This is a genomic window from Flectobacillus rivi, assembly GCF_030056655.1.
Lineage (GTDB): Bacteria > Bacteroidota > Bacteroidia > Cytophagales > Spirosomataceae > Flectobacillus > Flectobacillus rivi.
The window spans coordinates 141,954-164,018 of sequence record NZ_JASHIE010000009.1; the positions used below are offsets into that span (position 1 = coordinate 141,954).

Consider the following 22,065-nt stretch of genomic DNA (forward strand, 5'->3'; position numbering starts at 1 on the left):
GGCAGAGATTATCTGCCATCTATTATTTTTTTAGGAGGTACTTTTCAAAAAAACTGTCCTTCTTTAATAGATATTGCTCTCCTTCTTGTTGCGAATAGTTTTTTACCAAAACTTCATACATATCTCCTGTATCTGTCTTTTTAGACATTGTTCCGATTAATTGATTATTGCTCAATTGAAAAAAAACTATTTTAAGTAATGGAATAGTCACTAACATATATATAACCAATAGAAGAACTTTTTTGGGAAAGTTTTTGGTATGTACGATTTGTGAACAAATATAAATTGAAAAAATGAACATTAAAGGGATATTTCCTCTAGCCATCAGATCATTCCAAACTCCATATTTTGTTAGACATAAAAGACAGAAAATAATGATGCTAACATAAAATAAATAAGATAGTTCTTCTGGTAATTTTGCACTAAATTTTGTGATTAGGAATATAGCAATAAAAAGGAATCCAATTTCGGAAAGAAGATAACCTACTAAAATAGCGAACCAGTCAGCATTATAGTTCCATACAAATCCACTTACTCCAGAGCTAGAAGTTGCTGATAGATAAATTGCAATAGGAGCAAGGAATAAAAAAATTAAAATACCAATCTTAACAAAACTTACAAACTCATTTAACACATGGTAATGTTTTTTGAACAGAATTAACAGATATAAAAGTGAGGCTATAAGTGTAGGAAAAGGCGCCCAAAAAAATGAGCAAGAAATATAAAATAATGGCAATTTTATATTGTCATTACGGGCCGAAATTAGAATGACAATAGCACACAATAGACTTGGAATAATTTGATTTGGAACCCACATTGCACTACCAAAAATTGAATAGGCAACGTAATATATTTGATCAGCGTTGGCTGAGATTAATAAATTAGAATGAATAAATTTTTGATTGATATAAAAGACAAAGCTATAACTACCTGAAAAAAACAACGATAGAATTAATACCTTTAAATCTTTTTGTAGATATAGATATACTAATGACATACTAAAAAACATTCCTAATGTTGCCCATAGAATCCAGATAACGTTTGTAATAAATACGTTAGCAAATATCTTACTGAAAAATGCTGGAGCTAAGTAATATCCAAAATAATAACATGGATAACGATTAACTTTTGCATAAGTAAACGGCCAATCGTACTTTACTAAATCTTGAATTTTGGCAGTATGTCCAATATAATCTCTGATTTGACTTGCAAAGTCTCCTACACCTGAAAGAAGCACTATTGTTAATGATAATATGAATAATAAAACCACTTCGTTCAGATAGAGAGTTGAATAATGTTTACGATTTCCTAACGTGGCATTAAATTGTTTTACTACAATAAGAAATGCTGTGATAGAAATAAGTGCAAAAATCAATTTTACCCAAGTTGTGATGAACAGAATGCAGGGAAAAGCTAAAAAAAGAAAAGAACCAAATAATAGCGTTTTTTGAGAAGTAATAACCTTATTGGAGTACATTATTTACAATATTAGAAAAACAAAAATGTATTGAGTGTGTTACTCAAGTAAAGAAATACAATATTACTAAAACTACATAGTTTTCCAAAGTTTCGTTAGAATATGAATCAACGTGATATTAATAACACTCATTACCTGAATGTATCAAGAACATCGTAAACAGTTTGATTTTATTATAGCAGGAGGAGGCTTGGCGGGTCTGTCGTTGGCTTATTATCTATCTCAATCGAGTTTAGAGAACGCTAAGATTCTAATTATTGATCAGTCAGAGAAAAAGGAAAATGATAAAACATGGTGCTTTTGGGAAGCTCAACCTAATGCTTTTGACGAAATTGTCAGACAGAAATGGAATGGTGTTTGGTTTCATGGAAGCAGAAATTTTAGTCAATTTTTGCCCATTGACGAATACCAATATAAGCTAATTCGAAGTCCTGATTTCTATCAATTTATCTATGATGCTATTTCTCGAAAAAAAAATATTAACTTTTTGATTGATAGTGTATTCTCAGTAGAAAAGGATATTGATGATAAACCACAAGTTAAAACTGTAAAAGGTATCTATAAGGCGTCTCAAATAGTTTTTGACAGTACATTTCGTTCGCCATACGATGATAAGCGATATAGCCAAATGCTTCAGCATTTTAAAGGTTGGGTTATCGAAACTGATGAGCCTTCCTTTGATGAAACCAAGCCTACCATGTTTGACTTTAATGTAGAACAGAACGATGAATGCCGATTCGTTTATGTATTACCTTATAGTAAAACCAAAGCCTTAGTTGAATACACGATTTTTTCAGATAATTTACTTGAGGACTCAGTCTATGACAATGAGTTAAAGGATTATATCACTCACCAGCTAAAAATAGCTCATTATCGTATTGAGGAGGTAGAAAAAGGAGTAATCCCGATGTCTGATGAGCCTTGTATTCAAATACCTGACCATGGCATTGTTCGCATAGGTACGTCTGGGGGCTATGTGAAGGAGTCGACAGGGTATAGCTTTACTCGCACACAACGTATTTTAAAGAACCTTGTGCGAGATTTAGAGCGAGCAAAGGGCAATTTTGATTCTTTTGAAAAAGAAAAAAAGGCATGGCGGAAAGGTACATATATTCCCAATTGGAAAGCATTATTAGATAGTATTTTGCTAGATGTAATGCTCAAAAATCGCCATTCGTCAAAAGATATTTTTACTTGTTTGTTTAGTAAAAATCGACCAGCCCAAATTTTGAAGTTTTTGGACGAAGATACAAGTCTATTAGAAGACTTGGCTATAATGCACACTGTTCCGATAATTCCATTCTTGAAATCCGCATTTGTAGTGATATTTAGAAAAATATGGTTATTTTTAAGATAATTTATCTATAATCTAGTAGTCAACTAAGCTAAATTGTCATTTAAAAATATTAGTTGTAGTTTTGTAATACAATTCTGACCCTTGGCTGTAAGCACTGAGCTAGATACAAGAATTTTGAGCGTTTTTCCGCTTATTTTTGTCGATAATTTCGCTAGTAAGCTTTTGTGCTTGGGTCGAATATTTCCGTAGAATTTCAAAAAAAAATTAATTGTAGAAATGGCATATCTTTTCACCTCTGAGTCAGTTTCTGAAGGACACCCAGATAAAGTTGCTGACCAAATATCGGACGCTCTTATCGACCACTTCATGGCGTTTGACCCTTCATCAAAAGTAGCTTGCGAAACTTTAGTAACCACTGGTCAAGTAATTTTGGCGGGTGAAGTAAATACTAACACTTACTTAGACGTACAGAGTATTGCACGTGAAGTAATCCGCAAAATTGGTTATACAAAGTCTGAATATATGTTCGAAGCAAATTCTTGTGGTATCCTTTCGGCTATTCACGAGCAATCTGCTGATATTAACCAAGGTGTTGATCGCAAGAACCCAGAAGAACAAGGTGCTGGTGACCAAGGTATGATGTTCGGTTATGCTACAAAAGAAACCGAAAACTATATGCCATTGGCATTGGATTTGGCTCACAAAATCTTGCAAGAACTTTCTTACATCCGTAACAATGAGCCAGCTTTGATTGGTTATTTGCGTCCAGATGCTAAGTCACAAGTAACTATCGAATATTCTGATAACAACGAACCTCAAAGAATTGATACAATCGTAGTGTCTACTCAGCACGATGATTTCGACTCGGAAGAGGCTATGTTGGCAAAAATCAAAGAAGATATCATTGCTATTGTTATTCCTCGTGTGAAAGCAAAATTGACTCCTGAGCTTCAAGCTTTGTTTAGCGATGAAATTACTTACCACATCAACCCAACAGGTAAATTTGTAATCGGTGGTCCTCACGGAGATACAGGTTTGACTGGTCGTAAGATTATCGTAGATACTTACGGTGGTAAAGGTGCTCACGGTGGTGGTGCATTCTCTGGTAAAGATCCTTCAAAAGTTGACCGTTCTGCTGCTTATGCTACTCGCCACATTGCGAAAAACTTGGTAGCTGCTGGTCTTTGTGACGAAGTATTGGTTCAAGTTTCTTATGCAATCGGTGTTGCTAAACCTTGTGGTTTGTATGTAAACACTTACGGTACTGCTAAGGTTGATTTGACTGACGGTGAAATCGCTCGCAAAGTAGAAGAAATCTTCGATATGCGCCCTTACTTCATCGAACAACGTTTGAAGTTGAGAAACCCTATCTATTCTGAAACTGCTGCTTACGGTCACATGGGACGTAAAAATGAAGTTGTTACAAAAACGTTCAAGTCTCCAGATGGTAAAGTTGTAGAGAAAGAGGTAGAGTTATTTACTTGGGAAAAACTTGACTATGTAGATGCAGTAAAAGCTAAATTCGGTTTGGCATAATATTGACATTCTTGATAAACAAAAAAGGCAAAGTCCACGGACTTTGCCTTTTTTGTTTACCTTAAGTGAAATGCTTATCGATAGCTTTCTAATTTCATTAATGGTGTTTGTCCATTAAAAAGGGTTAATTCTCCACCGACGATATCAAAGCGATTAGCTTTGCCAAGTGCTTCAATAAAACGAGTTTCAGCTTGTAATTTATCGCAAGCCATTTTGGTACTTATAATTTGGCTGAAAGTAACGTTTGTGCCATTGGCCTCTAGGTCTCCTCTCAGTCTGTTGCAACCTCCAGTTCCAGAAAATCCTTTTAAGTCTCTCGCAATTGTCAAATAAGCTGACTTCGAATTGGTTGGCTCCCAAGCACTACCTGTGTAATAAGCCGATAAAATCCATTGTGATGCCAATGGAAGTTTGGGTAACTCAGGTTCTTGCTTAGAAACTACTCTTACCAAGGTCCATTTGGTATCTGGTGCGTCGGCAGGAGGGTTTTTAAGTTTAGTTTCTTTTACCTTGATTTGATATTCAAATCCTTCAACAAACTTAAAACGGTCAATTGCTCCTGAGTACGTTTGCCATTCTTCTTGAGGACTATATTTTACCTGAAAACATTTGAGAGGCGCTACGCCATTACAGTCGACTTGATGCGGGGCAATCCACACAGATTTGTAATTTCCTCCTCCACTTGAGCGACGAACTACACGAGTCACACGGTGTTTACTACGTTTTGATTGATGTTTTTTGCGACGAGGGCGTGCGTCAACTAATAGGATGCTACTTAATAGAAGCGATAAGGTTAAAATCCAATATTTCATGAAAATTTAATGGTTTAAAAAACCTTGTATCTTCACAAGCGGGATGATACAAGGTTTTTGAAAGTAGTCGTATTTACGCAAATTAGTAAAACTCCTTTAGTTTATCGATAACAAATGGTAATTTTCGAATAGTCTGGATAGAATATATTTAAGATGAGAGATGCTAAAATAAAAAAAGAGGTTACCTTTTGGGGCAACCTCTTTTTTTTATTATCCTATTTCGTCCAAATTGATTGGTAAATTTCGAAGTCGTTTACCCGTTAGGTTGAATATCGCATTACAAAGTGCAGGAGCAATAGGTGGTAAGCCTGGCTCGCCAACACCTCCTGGTTCTTCGGTGGAATCAATGATATGAATTTCCGTAGCTGGCATCTCGTTGATGCGCATTACGTTATATTCATGGAAATTGGTTTGTTCAGTGATACCATCTTTGATTGTGATGCCATTTTTGATGGCTGCTGTCAATCCCATTACGATATTTCCTTCTGTTTGAGCTTTGATATTGTCAGGGTTTACTGTCATACCACAGTCAATAACAGAAACAACTTTTTCAATTTTTACTCCTTTTCCTTGTTTCGAAACCGTAATAGCGTGTGCGGCTATGGTACCAAACGAACGAGCAACAGCAATACCTATAGCCTGATTGTTTGGTAACTTCTGATGATAGTTCGATTTTTTGGCTAAAGTTTGTAAAACTCTTGAGAAACGTGGAGAATCTGCTAACATTTCGAGTCTGAAAGCCAATGGGTCAATCTGAGCTGCATGTGCTAATTCATCCATAAACGATTCTTGTCCAAAAGCAGTAGTCGATGAATATACCGAACGCCACCAAAGGATAGGAATATCAGTTTCTGCTAAGTTGAAAGAAAGCTTTCTATTGGCAATATCATAAGGACTATCTTCAAAGTTAGCCGTCTCATGTGCCCAATCATCGGCTTTATCCTTGAGCGGTACTCCGAATACTTGATGTTGGATAGAAGAACCAACAATTTGGTGATGGTGAGCCACTAAAGCACCTTTTTCATCAATAGCACCTTCCAAGCGGTCAAGCATTCCCGGACGGAAAGGCCCTTGCGTCATATCGTCTTCACGCGTCCAGATTACTTTAATTGGTGCGTTGAGTTGCTTAGAAATATGTGCAGCTTCCATCACGTAATCGAAATAGGCTTTTCTACCAAAAGCCCCACCCATGAATGGCACGTTTACCTTAACATTTTCAGGCTTAATTTTCAAATAAGCTGACAATTGTTGAATAAGCCCATCAGGTCCTTGAATTGGCGCCCATACTTCTACCTTGTCGCCTTGTACCCAAACAGTTGCATTTTCTGGCTCGAGAGGAGCGTGTGCTAAGAAAGGAGTTTCATAAGAAGCCTCTAATTTCTTAGTTGCTTTTTGGAATGCACCTTTAAAATCACCTACTTTTTCTGGATAATCAATCCCGTCTTTTTGTGCTAACTGACGAAGATTGGCATAATAAGCATCTGTCGAAGTTTTGTCTGAACCCTCTGCATCCCATTGAATTTTAAGAGCTTTTCTTGCTTTCAAGGCTGCCCAATAGGTATCTGCTACAACAGCAACGGCTTCTACAGCACGATGAGGCATTTTGCGTTCGGTTTTTACGACCTTTTTCACACCTTTTACCTTCATGGCCTCTGCGCTATCTATACTTTTGACTTTGCCCAAAATCGTTGGAGAGCGTTGAATGCTTGCATATAACATGCCAGGAACTTCAGCATCAATACCAAAAACAGCAGTACCATTAATTTTAGAAGGAATTTCTGGTCTTGGAACAGATTTGCCCAATAGTCTAAAATCTTTCGGGTCTTTTAGCTTGGGGTTTTTAGGTACTTCTAATTTTGAAGCTTCTTCTACCAACTCCCCGTAGGTATAAGACTTGCCAGAAGGTTTGTGATACACTTTACCTAACTGAGCGTAACAGTCTGTAGTAGGAACATTCCATTTTTTTGAAGCAGCCGTAATCAACATTTCTTTTACCGCTGCACCTGCTTTACGCATAGGTTGCCAGCGTGTGCGAATAGATGATGAACCACCTGATAACTGCGCACCATATTTACCTTGACCGTCGGTATTACGGATTTGTACTTGAGATAAATCTACCTCTAGTTCTTCTGCCAACAATAGTGGTAAAGATTGATAAGTACCCTGCCCCATGTCTGGACGAGCATTGAATAGAACAATCTGTCCGTCGTCGTTAATTAAGATATAAGGGTTGAGTTCTAGTCCTGCTAATGAACTCGTTGTGTCAATTTTGGTAATGGTTGCAGCTTGCCCTTGTTGCCAAGGCAACGAAAAGCCGATGGCTAACAAAGCCCCAACTTTTCCTGTAGATTTCAAAAAGTCTCTACGACTTGAAGATTCTAATGATTTTGTCATGATGTTTTGCGAGAATTTAAGATAAACAATGGTGCTAGAATATTCTTATCTACCAGTTGTATTACCTGAATCTTTCATTAATTCTGCCGCACGGTGAATCGCTTTGCGAATACGTGGATAAGTTCCGCAACGACAAATATTACCAGACATAGCCTCATCGATATCCGAATCACTAGGATTAGGATTAGTTTTTAAAAGTGCCACCGCAGACATGATTTGTCCTGATTGGCAATAACCACATTGAGGTACTTGGGCTTCAATCCATGCTTTTTGTACAGCATGATCGGTATTATTAGAAATTCCCTCAATAGTTGTGATTTTATTCGTTGCCTTTACTGTAGAAACTGGCGTTGAGCATGAGCGAATTGGTTGTCCGTCTAAATGAACAGTACAAGCACCACAAAGTGCCATTCCACAGCCAAATTTAGTTCCTTTCAAACCCACATAATCACGAATCACCCACAAAAGAGGAGTGTCTGGGTCTGCATCTACAGTATATTTTTTGCCATTTACAGAAAGATTGTACTTTGCCATGATGTGCGAAAGTTTAGGAGTTGATTAGTATCTAGAAGGATAGTGTTTGTAAAAGCATCAAGAAAGTCGTCTGACTTTGTCTTTAACATTTATAAAAATACAATTTGTCCTTATTTTGTTCAAATTTTTTAGATGAAAGACAAAGTATTTCAGATTGCGGATGATTGATTGGAGATTTGTTACAATATGAAGATAAAAAAAGAGACGTAATTCCTTACGTCTCTATAATTTACTAAAATTAAAAATGTCATATTACCAGTCAGGTGTTACACCTCCACGTACTCTTGAGTTGAGAGAAATACGAATAATAGGAGTAATTCTCGAAGTTGGGGTGTCTTTGGTAAATGTACCATTTTCGAGTCTATAGCCAAATTCCAATCGGAAAATACGAGCAATACCATCGATACCATAACCAAATTCAGCATAATGAAAATTCTTATTGGCAGTGTACATGTAGTTGGCAAAAAACTCCTCACGTAAAGCTAGCTTTCGAGCGATATTTAGTCTTGAAACCAAAAACTTACGCATCCCCACCATCGTCATAATATCGATATAAGCTCCGTTGGTCGAATACAAAAATGGATCAATAAATTTCTTACTAGCTCCCCAAATATAGTTGTCATAAAAACCGACTAATCTATGTGTTGTAAGCATATTTCCAATCGAAATCATGTTGTTATTGCCATTAAAATGCTTGTAGTCGGCAAAGGTCATATTCTTTACGTCGAAAAATGTACCAGCTTGTGCGATGTAGTTAAAATTGGTATTGAGCGATAACGGAAAGTTATGTGTAATACCTAATTCAACGGTATGAAAGTCAATGTCTGTATTAAGAACTTCGCTGAAAGCACCACGATATTTGAACATAATTAATGGCGACGAAGACAAATCGACCATTCGAATGTTGTTACGATATTGCTTTTTGAGGGTAGGACGATAGTTTACCTGAAAACTGACCGAAAAAGCTGTATTGGTCTTAAATTCGGTATTGCCAATTTCTTTATTTTCTGGGTTATTAGGCAAATATGGCGTATTCTGGAAGTTAATCCAGTAATAATTGGTGGTGTTTTCCAAAGGAAACCTTCTTGCCCATTCAGCCGAACCTCGAATGGCAAAGGCATTTGAAATTCTTTCGACTAAACTAAAATTGATAAACTCTTTCTCGTAAATCTTTACATAGTTTTTCTTTAGTAATAAAGTCGATAGTGAGTTCAGGTCAAAAGCAATTGGGGTATCTACATTGTATTGCGATACAAATTTTCCACCAGTGATACTGATATCGTCTTGTTGGGTTTTCCAACGAAGCTTTAGTGTTCCTGATGACTTATTTAAGTTGTAAGAATATCGCCACGTTGGGTCTATTTCGAACCAATCATAACGAGCTTTTCTAAAGCGATATAAAGCTCCCGTATTTTGAACAAATCCTTCAACGGTATTGAAGTTGAAGTCTAAAACAGGAGATTTATAGTAAATTTCGTGTGGATAAAAACCTCTTGTATTATCTCCCCAAAAATATGAGCGACTAAATAAAACACTTCCGACTCCAAATTTAAGGTTGGTTTGACGATAGGTAGCATACTCGTCAGGTTGCGGAGGCAGTGTTGATTTGGAAATCGCCGAAATAGAGAGACTTGGGAGGTAGGTTTTTGTTTGGTAAGATTTTTTTAGGTTATCCCACCATTCTTGCGATTGTGATTCAGGCAAAACCTCCAAATTTATCTTATCATATCGTTTTAATCCTGAGCCAATATTGGCATCACTCCAAGTGTTTTCCAGATTAGAGCCAAGCGTTCCCATGACTTGCTTAAACTGCTGAACTTCGAAGTTACGTTCTTGGATATTATAAACTTCACGAAATTGATGTTCCGCAGGTCTTACAATAGGCTCGATGTTGCCAAGCTGATAATTCCAAACGTGGGCTATGTACTGGTACTCACCCTGAAATCCCATGAGTTTGCCAGTGGTAGAAATTTGATATTTTTGAGGAAGAACCACAGATTGGACAGATTCAAAATCTATTTCAAAATGATACTGAATTGCATAGTGATTTACCGAAACATCTAATCCGACAATCCATCCTTCGTCAGTAGACAAAGCAATTTTACCAGAAAAAACTTTCTCGTCATTATTAAGTTTGGGCGTAATTTCAAACCAATCAGCTTCTTTTCCAGCCAGAAAAGCCTTGCCTATCCACTTAAAATCATAATAGTGAAAAGCTTTAGGCGAGAGAGGAGAAATAGCTTTTGGTCCCACATTTGCCTTATAAAAGTTGGGATTTACAAACTTGTCAGCACGAGCTTCTGCATGATAATTGTTACGAGCAGCCTTAAAATCAAATACATAATTATAAGCAGTATCTACCCGAAACTTGCCATAAGATTCTGATTGATATGCTAATTTGCCCTCTATCCCTTCCTTTTTGAGAAGTCCCTTCCAAATACTAGGGATACGATTCCATTTACCTGTATTTTGGATAAAAATCTCAGCAGAAAAATTAGCCTGTTTTTGGTCATGCTTACTAGCATTCAAAATAGCTTTTTCTACGGCTTGATGAGCATATAATGAAGAATCAGTCGTATTGATTTGAAAGGCATTAGCAGTATAAATTTGGCAGCATATAGATAATAGTAATATCAGTGGCCGAATGAATTCTTTAAACATAAGGACTTGCAAAGCAAGGCTTTGCCTCAATGGTTGATATGGAGCGTATCTCCAAAATTTAGTAAACGGAAAATTACCCCCTTTTAGTTTTGTTTATCTGAAAAAAAATGTGATATTTAATTAAAAAGAAAATTTAAGCAAAAAGGCTTATTTTTTCATGAAATAATACCATTACTCTTAACCTAGGACTAAATTACTAAATAAAAAAAGGCAAAGCAAATTTAAGTACTTCTTCCATAGCCCTCAATGAGAAAGCTCATTAAAGGAAAAAATTCTAATCTAAGATTAATGTCAGTCTCCCGATTGCGAGTAAAATAATAAGTAATTTTGTGCGTTCGATTTTATTTAGATTCTTTCCAAACTGTTCGGACAAACTAATACTTCGTTGTTAGTTAACTATTAACCTTTAAAAAACCAACAACCACATGCAAAGCACTCAGTTAAGCCTTATCGTTAAGAAACTGACCGAGTTTTACGGCACTGAATTTAACAATTTCACATATCAGTCACCGCTATCACCGACCCGAACCTACGCTAAGGATAGCATTTATGATTTTGTGAATGACCTTATCCAAGAGGCCAGAAAACAACAGTTTTTAGTCGTCGAAAACTACGCAGACGCCAAAGAGTTCCACGTTCTAATCGAGCAAAGCTCTCATCCAATTATATTTTTTGATGATTCTCACGGAGAGATTAGACCAATTTTAGCATCCAGAAAGCTCAAAGATGATGCGCCGTTCTTTTGGCGGATTTTGGATAACGAAACAGAGGCTATTTCCTCGTCTTCTTCATTTAGGCCAGCTACCGTTTCAAATGCTCCCGACAAATCGAATAATGGAAAAGTTAGATTTTTGAAGGTCTTTCCCCTCGAAAATATTTCGGAGGATAATGCCTTCGAGCAGTTATCTCCTGTACAGAGGCTGTTTAATATGCTTCGTAAGGAGAAAAAAGATATTACCACTATCTATATTTATGCCATTGTAGTGGGTATCATTAGCTTAACCTTGCCACTTGGCATTCAGGCCATTATTGGGCTTGTATCTGGAGGCCTTTTCTTTAGTTCTGTTTATGTTTTAGTAGGTGTCGTAATACTTGGAATTGTTTTTTCGGGTATCCTACAAATTTACCAACAAACGCTCGTCGAAATTCTTCAAAGAAGAGTTTTTGCTAAAGCTGCCTTCGAATTTACCTATCGTATCCCTAGAGTCAAATCTGAATCCTTATTAGGGGTCTACGCACCAGAGTTAATGAATCGCTTTTTTGACATTCTGAATGTTCAAAAAGCACTTCCCAAAGTACTTATCGACGTAACAGCAGCCGTAATCCAAATTTTGTTTGGAGTTATCTTGCTATCGCTTTATCACCCTTACTTCATTGCATTTGGGGCTATTATGGTCATTGTTGTATCATTGGTAGTCTATTACAATGCACCCAAAGGACTTGAATCTAGCTTGATTGAATCGAAGTATAAATATAAAGTAGCACAATGGCTCGAAGACATTGCTCGTACTTTATATGCCTTCAAATCGGCTGGCTCTACCAATTTGCCTATGCAACGCATGGACTATCTGGTGAATAACTATCTCAAATACCGTAAAAAACACTTCAATGTACTGCTAATCCTTTTTGGAAATGCGGTATTCTTCAAAGCATTTATTACTGGTTTGCTCCTGATTTTGGGGACAGCCTTAGTCATCGACAGACAAATTACGCTTGGGCAGTTTGTAGCTTCTGAAATTATCATCGTATTGGTAGTAAACTCTGTAGAAAAATTGATTGGTAGTATCGAAACAGTTTTTGACTTGTTGACGGCCGTTGAGAAAATGGGAACTGTAACAGACCTTCCACTAGAGCGCCAAACAGGCTTAAACTACGATTTTAATCAACATTCAGAAGGAATGGCTATCAAGTTGCAAAACTTGAGTTACAAATATCCAGATGGAAATAAAAAGGTGTTGAAAAACCTGAATTTGGATGTTCAGCCCAATGAGAGTATCTGTATTACTGGGACTAACGGGTCAGGTAAAGAAACTTTACTCAAAATCTTATCTGCCATTTTCACCGAATACGAAGGCTCTGTTTCTTACAATGGTATTTCGATTCGTGATTTGGACCTAAATGCTGTTCGTGATGCCATTGAGCGTAACCTTGCTATAGACTTGATTTTTGATGGCTCCTTAATCGACAATGTGGTAATGGGACGCAAGAATATCACTTTCGATGATTTGCAGTGGGCGCTCCGAAGCCTTAATATGCAAGATATTATAGCTGAGCTCCCTGATGGACTCAGTACCCAAATGATTGCGGGAGGTAAGCGTTTTTCTGAAAGCTTTATCGCCAAAGTATCAGTTGCTAGATGCGTAGTTGAAAAGCCAAAATTGCTAATGATTACTGACATCTATCGCGAGCTTCACAAGGCTGAACGTATGAAATGTATCTCATTCTTGACCGACAAAGAGAATCCTTGGACATTACTCACTATCTCAAACGACCCGATGGTTATGGCGGCCTGTGATCGAGTTTTAGTAATGAATGAAGGCGAAATCGTGTTGGACGGGCCATTTGACGAGCTTATGAAAAACGATAAGTTTATGTCATTGGTGGACTAGTTGTTGAAGAATAGGCTTTGAGCCAAAACAATTATTTCAAACGTAATCTTAAGAATTTACTCATGTTAAATATATCAAAACAAAAAGTTCACGACCGTGTTCATGAGGAGTTTGATTTATACTCCCTCAACACTTTGCATACGCCACGGTCAGCGGTCGTCTTAAAAAGATGGCTTATCGGGATTGGGGTTGTTTTGTTGCTTATAATGTTTTTGCCTTGGCAACAGAATATCAATGGCAAAGGCGATATTACAGCACTTACTCCCAAAGACCGTCCCCAAAATATTCAAAATATCATTGCAGGTCGAATTGAAAAATGGCTTGTGAAAGAAGGTGACTTTGTCGAAAAAGGAGATACCATTTTGGTGATTTCTGAAATTAAAGATGATTACTTTGATAAAAACCTTTCGAAACGTTTACAGGAGCAACTTGCTGCCAAAAAATCTGCTATTGAAAGTTATCATATCAAAGTAAAAGCCCTTGAGTCGCAAATTGTGGCTTTGCAACAAAATCAGCAGTTTAGTTTACAAAAAGCTAAAAACAAGGTCAAACAAAACCAAGCCAAAGTGGTGTCGGATAGTACCGATATGTTGGCAGAGCAAGTGCAAGTTAATATCGCACAGGTACGTTATGACCGTGGTGAAGATCAATACAAAAATGGAGGAATTGTATCGTTGAGCGAACTAGAATCTCGTAAGCTCAAATTGCAAGAAACAAAAGCAAAGTATGTTTCGGTACAAAATAAATTGTTGGTTTCTCGTCAAGAGCTTATCAATGCCCGTATCGAACTTAATTCCGTGAATGCCGAATACGCAGAGAAAATCTCAAAGGCAGAATCTGATAAAAGTACAGCATTGTCTTCAGTAGCTACTGGAGAATATGAATTGTCGCAATTACAAAATAAAATTTCTAATGTGGATTATCGTCTCGGACAATATGTTGTTCGTGCGCCACAAGATGGTTTTGTGGTAAAAGCTTTGAAGGCAGGTATTGGTGAAACCATCAAAGAAGGCGAGTCTATCTGTACGCTTCAGCCTTCTAATCCAGATACAGCTGTAGAACTGTACGTAAAAGCTATGGACGTACCCCTCATCCAGGAAGGTCGTGAGGTGCGCTTGCAGTTTGAAGGTTGGCCAGCTCTAGTATTTTCGGGATGGCCGTCTACCTCTGTAGGTACTTTCGGAGGTACTGTAAAAGTTATCGACCGAGTAGATAGTAAAGGTGGCGAATATCGTATGCTAGTAATTCCGAAGAAAGGTGACGACCCTTGGCCAAAGCAATTGCGAATGGGCTCAGGTGTAGTAGGCTGGGTTATGCTCGACAATGTACCTATTTGGTATGAAGTATGGCGCCAGCTCAATGCTTTCCCTGCCAACTTAAAGAGTGAACCAGAGGAAAAACAACCTGACAAACAAGCTAAAAAAGAAGATAAAAAATGATAAAGATGCAGAATAACACACATCAGGGTGCTTTTCTTGTCAAACCTTTCTTTTTTATTCTTGTACTCTGGAGCTTTACAAGCTTCAGAGTATCTGCTCAGACAGCTTTTAGTTTTGAGGATTTTAAAAGTTTGGTGCTCAAAAATCACCCCATGGTCAAGCAAGCTGATTTATACCCACGCGATGCCGAAACCGAAATTATGCAAGCCAAAGGACAGTTTGACCCTAAGCTCAGCTCCACGCTCGACCGCAAAGCTTTGGGTGGAAGCGAGTATTATAATCGTTGGGAAAACGCCTTAAAAGTTCCTGTTTGGACAGGTACAGATTTAAAATTAGGATACGAAAATCGTACAGGTAAAAAACTTTTACCTGAAGAATCTCCCGAATTATTAGTAGCAGGTATCACTGTTCCGATTGGACAAGGTATGATTATCGACGCACGTCGTACCACCTTAAAACAGGCGCAATTGGCTAAAACAATTTCTGAAGCAGAACGATTGAAGTTAATTAACAAAACCGTATTGTCCGCTTCAAAAGCCTATTGGGAATGGTGGTTTAGCTATCAACAATTACAGTTTATTCAAGAAGGTTTGAATTTGGCGAATACTCGATATGTAGCAACCAAAGAACGTGCTGCTATTGGCGAACAAGCTGCGATTGACTCTGTGGAGGCAAAGATTACCTTACAAGACCGTCAGGTTGCATTGGAGCAAGCTTATGTAGAGTTGCAAAACACTCGTTTGGCACTTTCTAATTATTTGTGGGATGCCAACGAAAATCCATTGGAATTACCCGAGGGTGCTATTCCTCCTAAAATAGCTACCAGAAAACTTGACGAGGTAACTCTACAAAACCTTATCACCCAAGCAAAAGTACAACATCCTGAAATTGTAAAATTGGATGTTAAAATCAAACAGTTGGGTTTAGAGGAAAAACTAAGAAAAGAGTTATTAAAGCCACAATTGAATTTCAATTTTAACTTTATAACCAAAACCCTCAATAGCAATTACGGACCAGAAGGAGGTATCTCTTTTGATAATCATAAAATGGGTGTTGAATTTGTGATGCCAATTTTTCTGAGGAAAGAAAGAGGCAAGTTAGAGCAAGTTCGTATCAAGCAACTGTCGACAGGTTTTGAATACAATTTGGCAAAAAGAGAAGTTGTCAATGATATTTATGCCGCTTACAACGATGTGAAAAACCTTGAACGTCAGCTTTCTATTCAGCAGCAAGCTACCAGCAATCAGGAACTTTTACTAAAGGCGGAACAACGTAAGTTTGAAATAGGCGAAAGTACACTTTTCCTAATCAACTCCCGTGAAAGTAAGTTTATCGACATGAAAGTCAAAGTTGAGTCTTTGCGAAGTAAATACGAAAAAGCACTAGCAAGTTTGGCGTATTACTCAGGTTTAAGTGAATTATAATCCTTTGCCCTACAGTTTAAGCTGTGGGGCTTTTTTTTTGCCTTGCATTTATTCTAGTACTTTTGTGGTATGAACGCTCCTTTATTTAGCCCAGAAGAAATCCAGTTTATACAAGAACATCTCAACGATGAACCTAGCAAATTGATGTTGCAGGCGCGTCGTTATCCGCATTTGCCTGTAGCCAAGTTGGTGCAACAAATTCAAGCTCGCCAGAAAGCTCAACATAAATTACCCGATTGGTATGCCAATACCAAGTTGGTTTTTCCTGCCAATCTTTCGGTAGAGCAGTGTTCTTCGCAAGTGACGGCGCTCTTCAAAGCGAGTTTAATTCATGGAGAAAGTATAGCCGATTTGACGGGTGGAATGGGAGTGGATACAGCTTATTTAGCACAAGGTTTTCAGAAAGCTTTTCATTTTGAGCAGAATCAAGAGCTACAAGAGATAGTGGCGTATAATTTTGAACAATTGGGGTTAAAACATATAACGTTTATTGGGGGTAATTCAATCGATTGGCTCAATGCGCAGAATCCAACCAATACACATTTTTCATGGATCTATCTCGACCCACATCGTCGTGATGAAGCAGGAGGGAAGGTTTTTGCCTTGAGCGATTGCGAACCCGATGTAGTGAAATACCAAGACTTGCTTTTTCAATTTTCTGAAAATATTCTGATTAAAGCATCTCCTATGCTCGACCTCGATCAGTCTGTTCGGGAATTGAAGAGTATCAAACAAATATGGGTAATTTCGGTAGATAACGAGGTGAAGGAAGTTCTTTTTCACTTGAAATCAAACCATATCGACGCTCCACTGATAACTTGCGTGGCTTTATATAAAAATCAGGATACTCAAACTTTGAGTTTTTACAAAGAAGAAGAAGCGCAAACCGCTCCGAGTATTGGTCAGCCCGCTCGTTACTTGTATGAACCTAATGTAGCATTATTAAAAGCAGGCGCTTTTAAGCTTCCTTGTAGTCGCTATGGATTACAAAAAATTGCACCTCATAGTCATTTATATACATCAGAAGTTTTTCAGGCTGATTTTATAGGACGTTCTTTTGAAGTTCTGGCAGTGTGTAAACTTGATAAAAAAGCAATAGCGCCATTTATTTCGAATAATCAAGCCAATATTACCATCAGGAATTTTCCTTTAACAGTAAAACAAATCAGAGAAAAACTTAAAATCCAAGAAGGAGGAAATACCTATCTTTTCGCTACGACCGATGCTCAGGGGCAAAAAATTGTGATAGTTTGTCAAAAGGTGACTTCCTAAAGCTATATAAGTCTTATAGCTACCAAATACTCAAATAGTTGCTTGAAATCAAACCGAATAAGCACTAAATTCGTTGGTAAGACACAATCAAAATTTTCGAAATCATGAAAAAACTTCTCATCTTATCCATCCTATTATTCATTGGCAAATCTGCCTTTAGTCAGGTTTTTACAGGAACTCTCGAAGTAGACCGTGCCAATAAAGAAGGCTTATACACAACCGTATCAGTCGATGAAAAATATGTAAAAGAATCTTGGGCGCAAGAATTAGCCAAGTATGGGCGAGTAGAAGACGGACGTAGCGGCGTGTATCGCATTACAGGTGCAAATATTCCTAGCGTTTCGAGTCTTCCCCTAATGGTTGTTAGTAAGGTGTTCTACGATAAAGGTCGTACCAAAATCTTTGTTTCCTTTGGCTTTGAAGACCAAGTTTATATCAACGGTGGGCACTCACAATATCCACAAGCTGAAAAGTTTTTGAATAATTTTGTTGACCTTATTACCCAACAAGAAAATGTACGAATTCAACAAAAAGCTTTGGATGATGTAACAGAAAAGCAAAAGAAGTTTGCAAAGTCAGGAGATAGATTGGTGAAATCTATTGAAGACAATAAAAAAGAGAAAGAACGTTTATTGAAAAAAATTGAAGAAAACGGCGCAGCTTTAGAAAAACTCCTTTCTGATGTTGAACAAAATAAGAAAGATCAAATCAAAATTCAGGAAGAACTAGCCAATCAACAAAAAAAACTGGAAGAGGCTAGAACAAAATTGCCAAAATAAATTAATCTAAAAATTCCTAATCAAGCCTGTTTTGATTAGGAGTTTTTTTTGTGACCCATCCAAAAATTCCATTTAGCCTTCCAAAACTGCCGTCCGTTTATTTTCGTCTTGATAATTCTAGGTCTCCACATAACTTTCGAACATCAAACAAGGCAAAACAGCTACAATATCCCAATAATTAACTAAATTAGGCTGTAACCTTTGATTTGAAACTAGCATCAAACCTCGTAACAATTAATACTTACTATCATGAACGAAAGACTTTATCGCAATCCTTCAAAAGCTACTTTGGGGGGTGTTTGTGCAGGACTCGCAGAAAGATTCGGAATAGAAACTGTTATTATTCAATTAATATTTTTCTTCGGAACAGTATTGTCACACGGCTTTTTCTTTTGGATGTATATCATCCTTTGGATTGCCTTACCAGTCAAAAATACTTGGGACACCACTGTAAACGATGCCACTGCTTTCAATTTTAATAAACCTGACATGAAAAAAGAATCAAATAAAATTTGGGGTGCCGTGCTTATCGGCCTAGGCTTAATTTTCTTCTTGGATGAATGGATTCCGAGCTTTGATATGCATAAATTATGGCCATTGGTGCTAATCGGTGTAGGTGGTTATATCATCTTCAAGGATAGAAAATCAAATGGCAATAACGACAATTACGGTCAATTCTAATCTTCAAAACCTTTAAGCCATGAATTCTAAAAATATATTTGCAGGAGGTTTTCTAATTTTATTAGGTATCCTCTTCCTCGGAAAAGAATATGGGTGGTTTCATATCCACTGGCATGATATTGCTCGAATGTGGCCATTGCTATTGATATACATGGGCTTGATGGCCTTCGTTGGCAAAACAAGTCGTTCGGCTACGGTAATTTCTATTATCATGATGGCTATTTTTATTCCATTGGTACTAGTTAAGAGCTGTGTTGATGATGTCAAGTCAGAAGTGTTTGATGGAGATAGAGATTTCCACTTAAGATTTGATGATGATGATAATCGTAATGATAATGACGATAATAGTCAAAATGAGGATAATGATAAGGATGACAACAATGAAGACGAAAAATCTTACGGAGTTGGAGGTAAGCAGCACATCACTGAACCGATGAACTCATCTATCAAAACTGCTAATTTTGAGTTAAATGGTGGTGCTGCGGAGTTTATCATCGATGGAGGAACTTCTGAATTGGTAGAAGCAGATGCCGATCTTGATTTTGGGAAAATCTCTTTAGGAAAAACGGGTGAGGGCGATAATCCAAATGTTAAATTTAAACTTTCAGGTAAAAAAGAAGGTATCAATTTTGACAGTGACCGTCACAATAAAGTTGATTTGAAATTCAATCCGAATGTGCTTTGGAACATGAAGTTTGAATTCGGTGCTGGAAAAGCAGATTTTGATTTATCATCATACCGTATCAAACAGTTGGACATCAAAACAGGTGTAACCAAAACCGACATCAAATTAGGTGATTTGGCTGACAATATGATTGTCAACGTAGAGTCAGGACTTACCTCTATCGAATTTGAAGTTCCGCAAGGTGTAGGTTGTCGTATCAAAGTAGATGGAGGGTTAAACTCGAAAAACTTTGAAGGATTTACCAAAAGAGGTGACTATTGGGAATCACCAAATTATGACAAGTCAAGTAAAAAAATCTTGATTAATTTTGATGGTGGTTTGCAAGATTTGAAAGTGAAAAGATACTAAGAATTGCTGATTCTTGATTTCGGATATAAATAGAAAGGAGCTCTCATTGATTTGAAGGGCTCCTTTTGCTTTCACAGATATTGAATAATGCAAATCCGTTATTTAATCGTTTGACACAGCTCCACCAATACCGAATTTGTTGATTTCGGATGTAAAAAGCATACTAGTTTATTGTCAGCACCTTTTTTAGGCACCTCATTCAATAGGATAAAGCCTTCTGATTTTAATCTTGCCATTTCTGCTTCTATATCTTCTACTTCAAAGGCAATATGGTGTATACCTTCGCCTTTTTTCTCGATGAATTTTGCGATTGGACTATCGGGATTCGTTGCCTCTAAAAGTTCAATTTTAGTTTGTCCTGTCTGAAAAAAAGAAGTTAAAACACCTTCTGATTCCACACCTTCCTGTTTGTAAGGTGATACGCCCAATAATTTACTAAATAAGGTATTAGATTCGGACAAGCTTTTTACTGCAATTCCGATATGTTCTACATGTTGCATCTTATGGTTTTGTTTTGATTTTCGATTAAACATTTATCTTTGACAAATATCTAAAAACTATTATTTGATAGCCACAAAACTATCTCAACTTAGCACAAATAGATTGATCAAACATAAAATTCTTTTGATGATTTATGATGAATATCAATATGAATCATCAAAAGGAAAGTTTTTATGAAGAAGTAATCGTTTGAAAAATAGGGTTTTGTGTTCAAAATTCTATTCCTTTAATTCAACACTATCAGTATGTCCAAACGAAAAAGAAATAACGCTCAAACAACTTTAGGCACTTCGCCTGGTACACTTACCTATGTAGGAGCTGACGTAAATTATGCCACCAAAATCACTTGGGTAGAATACAATAATGAAGAATATAAGGTATGTCAAATACCACATTTTTCGGATTTGAATCAGTTAGAATTAAGTAAAAACAAACGACATTGGTTTAATATTGATGGTATTCATGAGCCACAAGTAATTGCAACGATTGGTGAAATATTCAATCTTCATCCGCTTATTTTGGAGGATATCATGAATACTGAGCAAAAGCCTAAGTTTGAGTCTTATGAAGGAAATCAACTCTTTTTTACCTTCAAAATGCTCAATTATAACGCTACCACAAGAGAAATTGAAAGTGAACATTTGAGTTTAGTCTTGATAGATAATTGCGTCCTTTCATTTCAGGAAGAACGAACTACCGATATTTTTCTGCCCGTTCAAAATCGCATTGTGGCATCGGCAGGTAAAACTCGTAAGAATGGAGTTGATTACTTGATATATTGCCTAATCGACTTGGTGGTAGATAATTATTTTATGTGTCTGGACTGTCTTTCTGATGAAATTGAACGATTGGAGGAGGATATTATTCAAGATGCCAAACCATTGGCAATGCGAGAGCTATATGGCCTAAAGCGAGAAGAGATGACATTGCGTAAATCGATTTACCCCTTACGTGAAATGATAGCTACCGTTCTTCGTGAAGATTACCCTAGCATTACGCATTATACCTCGCTTTATTTTAGAGATGTACTGGACCATACCTCACAATTGATTGAGAATATCGATTCACACCGAGATTTGATCGCTTCTTTAATGGATTTGTATTTATCTCAAGTGAGTAACAAAATGAACAATATCATGAAGGTACTCACGGTGATTTCTGTCATTTTTATGCCATTGACATTTGTGGCGGGTATTTATGGGATGAACTTTGATAATATGCCCGAATTGCATTGGAAATACAGTTACCCAGTTGTTTGGGTAGTCATGATTGTCATGGTTATCCTAATGCTGATAGGGTTTAAACGAAAAGGGTGGTTGTAGTCTAGTAAGAAATACTCATATTGAAAATTTGTAGAAAAAGTGATTTTACTCAGTTAGAAAAAAATATTTTTTTATGTTTTTGAGAAATTAACCTCATTTTATTAACCTATTTTGGTGAAAAATATACTTTTTTAACAAAAATAGGGTAAATATGAATCCTCTATCATTATCAAATAGTGTTTTGGCTTATAGAACTGTTGATTTATAAAGCTTTTAACTACAAAAAGTACAAAAAATAATTACCATAAATCAAAAAATATTTTTTATTCCAAGTGTGGTTGCAAAATCAATGTA

At 36.8% G+C, this 22,065-nt stretch carries 16 protein-coding genes; 10 read left to right on the forward strand and 6 right to left on the reverse strand.

Features of this window, described 5'->3' with window-relative positions; all coding sequences use genetic code 11:
- Positions 1 to 22 precede the first annotated feature (22 nt).
- Positions 23 to 1,477: a hypothetical protein gene (locus tag QM481_RS13460; RefSeq protein ID WP_283382121.1), complete on the reverse strand. Its 1,455-nt coding sequence runs from the start codon at positions 1,475 to 1,477 to the stop codon at positions 23 to 25.
- Positions 1,478 to 1,616: 139 nt separating this feature from the next.
- Here QM481_RS13460 and QM481_RS13465 point away from each other — a divergent pair, with 139 nt between their 5' ends.
- Both QM481_RS13465 and metK read left to right on the forward strand, forming a co-directional pair.
- Complete coding sequence (locus QM481_RS13465) at positions 1,617 to 2,834, forward strand: lycopene cyclase family protein (RefSeq protein WP_283382122.1); 1,218 nt, start codon at positions 1,617 to 1,619, stop codon at positions 2,832 to 2,834.
- Positions 2,835 to 3,050: 216 nt separating this feature from the next.
- A complete protein-coding gene (gene metK / locus QM481_RS13470) occupies positions 3,051 to 4,310 on the forward strand; it encodes a methionine adenosyltransferase (protein WP_166551311.1) in 1,260 nt (419 codons plus the stop codon).
- Between the two features lie 74 nt (positions 4,311 to 4,384).
- Here metK and QM481_RS13475 read toward each other — a convergent pair whose 3' ends face one another.
- The 4 genes from QM481_RS13475 to QM481_RS13490 all read right to left on the reverse strand — a co-directional run bounded on the left by QM481_RS13475 (position 4,385) and on the right by QM481_RS13490 (position 10,711).
- Positions 4,385 to 5,122 carry a DUF4377 domain-containing protein gene (locus QM481_RS13475; protein ID WP_283382123.1) on the reverse strand — a complete coding sequence of 246 codons (738 nt, stop codon included), beginning with the start codon at positions 5,120 to 5,122 and terminating at the stop codon, positions 4,385 to 4,387.
- A gap of 210 nt (positions 5,123 to 5,332) precedes the next feature.
- Positions 5,333 to 7,516: a xanthine dehydrogenase family protein molybdopterin-binding subunit gene (locus QM481_RS13480; protein WP_283382124.1), complete on the reverse strand. Its 2,184-nt coding sequence runs from the start codon at positions 7,514 to 7,516 to the stop codon at positions 5,333 to 5,335.
- A 45-nt stretch (positions 7,517 to 7,561) separates the two neighbouring features.
- Positions 7,562 to 8,050, reverse strand: a complete 489-nt coding sequence (locus QM481_RS13485; protein WP_095160847.1) for a (2Fe-2S)-binding protein — start codon at positions 8,048 to 8,050, stop codon at positions 7,562 to 7,564.
- A 252-nt stretch (positions 8,051 to 8,302) separates the two neighbouring features.
- On the reverse strand, positions 8,303 to 10,711 hold the full coding sequence (locus QM481_RS13490) for a DUF5686 family protein (RefSeq protein ID WP_283382125.1): 2,409 nt from the start codon (positions 10,709 to 10,711) through the stop codon (positions 8,303 to 8,305).
- A gap of 425 nt (positions 10,712 to 11,136) precedes the next feature.
- Here QM481_RS13490 and QM481_RS13495 point away from each other — a divergent pair, with 425 nt between their 5' ends.
- The 7 genes from QM481_RS13495 to QM481_RS13525 all read left to right on the forward strand — a co-directional run bounded on the left by QM481_RS13495 (position 11,137) and on the right by QM481_RS13525 (position 19,948).
- Positions 11,137 to 13,320 (forward strand): peptidase domain-containing ABC transporter, encoded by a 2,184-nt coding sequence (locus QM481_RS13495; RefSeq protein WP_283382126.1) that lies wholly within the window; start codon positions 11,137 to 11,139, stop codon positions 13,318 to 13,320.
- Positions 13,321 to 13,382: 62 nt separating this feature from the next.
- A complete protein-coding gene (locus QM481_RS13500) occupies positions 13,383 to 14,759 on the forward strand; it encodes an HlyD family secretion protein (protein WP_283382127.1) in 1,377 nt (458 codons plus the stop codon).
- 5 nt (positions 14,760 to 14,764) lie between these two features.
- Entirely contained in the window at positions 14,765 to 16,183 is a 1,419-nt protein-coding gene (locus tag QM481_RS13505; protein ID WP_283382128.1) for a TolC family protein, read from the forward strand.
- Positions 16,184 to 16,252: 69 nt separating this feature from the next.
- Positions 16,253 to 17,455: a THUMP-like domain-containing protein gene (locus QM481_RS13510; protein WP_283382129.1), complete on the forward strand. Its 1,203-nt coding sequence runs from the start codon at positions 16,253 to 16,255 to the stop codon at positions 17,453 to 17,455.
- A gap of 104 nt (positions 17,456 to 17,559) precedes the next feature.
- Entirely contained in the window at positions 17,560 to 18,234 is a 675-nt protein-coding gene (locus tag QM481_RS13515; RefSeq protein ID WP_166553580.1) for a hypothetical protein, read from the forward strand.
- 249 nt (positions 18,235 to 18,483) lie between these two features.
- Entirely contained in the window at positions 18,484 to 18,915 is a 432-nt protein-coding gene (locus QM481_RS13520; protein WP_166553581.1) for a PspC domain-containing protein, read from the forward strand.
- Positions 18,916 to 18,934: 19 nt separating this feature from the next.
- The gene (locus tag QM481_RS13525) at positions 18,935 to 19,948 is read left to right on the forward strand and encodes a toast rack family protein (RefSeq protein ID WP_283382130.1); all 1,014 of its coding nucleotides are present in this window, start codon (positions 18,935 to 18,937) and stop codon (positions 19,946 to 19,948) included.
- A 98-nt stretch (positions 19,949 to 20,046) separates the two neighbouring features.
- Here QM481_RS13525 and mce read toward each other — a convergent pair whose 3' ends face one another.
- Positions 20,047 to 20,448: a methylmalonyl-CoA epimerase gene (mce, locus tag QM481_RS13530; RefSeq protein WP_283382131.1), complete on the reverse strand. Its 402-nt coding sequence runs from the start codon at positions 20,446 to 20,448 to the stop codon at positions 20,047 to 20,049.
- A 246-nt stretch (positions 20,449 to 20,694) separates the two neighbouring features.
- Here mce and corA point away from each other — a divergent pair, with 246 nt between their 5' ends.
- Entirely contained in the window at positions 20,695 to 21,771 is a 1,077-nt protein-coding gene (gene corA / locus QM481_RS13535; protein ID WP_166553584.1) for a magnesium/cobalt transporter CorA, read from the forward strand.
- Positions 21,772 to 22,065: the final 294 nt, after the last annotated feature.

Coding starts and splice junctions, on each gene's coding strand:
- QM481_RS13520 (WP_166553581.1), top strand. CDS start 18,484: ATGAACGAAAGACTTTATCGCAATCCTTCAAAAGCTACTTTGGGGGGT.
- QM481_RS13475 (WP_283382123.1), bottom strand. CDS start 5,122: ATGAAATATTGGATTTTAACCTTATCGCTTCTATTAAGTAGCATCCTA.
- QM481_RS13525 (WP_283382130.1), top strand. CDS start 18,935: ATGAATTCTAAAAATATATTTGCAGGAGGTTTTCTAATTTTATTAGGT.
- QM481_RS13485 (WP_095160847.1), bottom strand. CDS start 8,050: ATGGCAAAGTACAATCTTTCTGTAAATGGCAAAAAATATACTGTAGAT.
- QM481_RS13480 (WP_283382124.1), bottom strand. CDS start 7,516: ATGACAAAATCATTAGAATCTTCAAGTCGTAGAGACTTTTTGAAATCT.
- QM481_RS13500 (WP_283382127.1), top strand. CDS start 13,383: ATGTTAAATATATCAAAACAAAAAGTTCACGACCGTGTTCATGAGGAG.
- corA (WP_166553584.1), top strand. CDS start 20,695: ATGTCCAAACGAAAAAGAAATAACGCTCAAACAACTTTAGGCACTTCG.
- QM481_RS13465 (WP_283382122.1), top strand. CDS start 1,617: ATGTATCAAGAACATCGTAAACAGTTTGATTTTATTATAGCAGGAGGA.
- QM481_RS13460 (WP_283382121.1), bottom strand. CDS start 1,477: ATGTACTCCAATAAGGTTATTACTTCTCAAAAAACGCTATTATTTGGT.
- QM481_RS13495 (WP_283382126.1), top strand. CDS start 11,137: ATGCAAAGCACTCAGTTAAGCCTTATCGTTAAGAAACTGACCGAGTTT.
- mce (WP_283382131.1), bottom strand. CDS start 20,448: ATGCAACATGTAGAACATATCGGAATTGCAGTAAAAAGCTTGTCCGAA.
- QM481_RS13490 (WP_283382125.1), bottom strand. CDS start 10,711: ATGTTTAAAGAATTCATTCGGCCACTGATATTACTATTATCTATATGC.
- QM481_RS13505 (WP_283382128.1), top strand. CDS start 14,765: ATGCAGAATAACACACATCAGGGTGCTTTTCTTGTCAAACCTTTCTTT.
- QM481_RS13510 (WP_283382129.1), top strand. CDS start 16,253: ATGAACGCTCCTTTATTTAGCCCAGAAGAAATCCAGTTTATACAAGAA.
- metK (WP_166551311.1), top strand. CDS start 3,051: ATGGCATATCTTTTCACCTCTGAGTCAGTTTCTGAAGGACACCCAGAT.
- QM481_RS13515 (WP_166553580.1), top strand. CDS start 17,560: ATGAAAAAACTTCTCATCTTATCCATCCTATTATTCATTGGCAAATCT.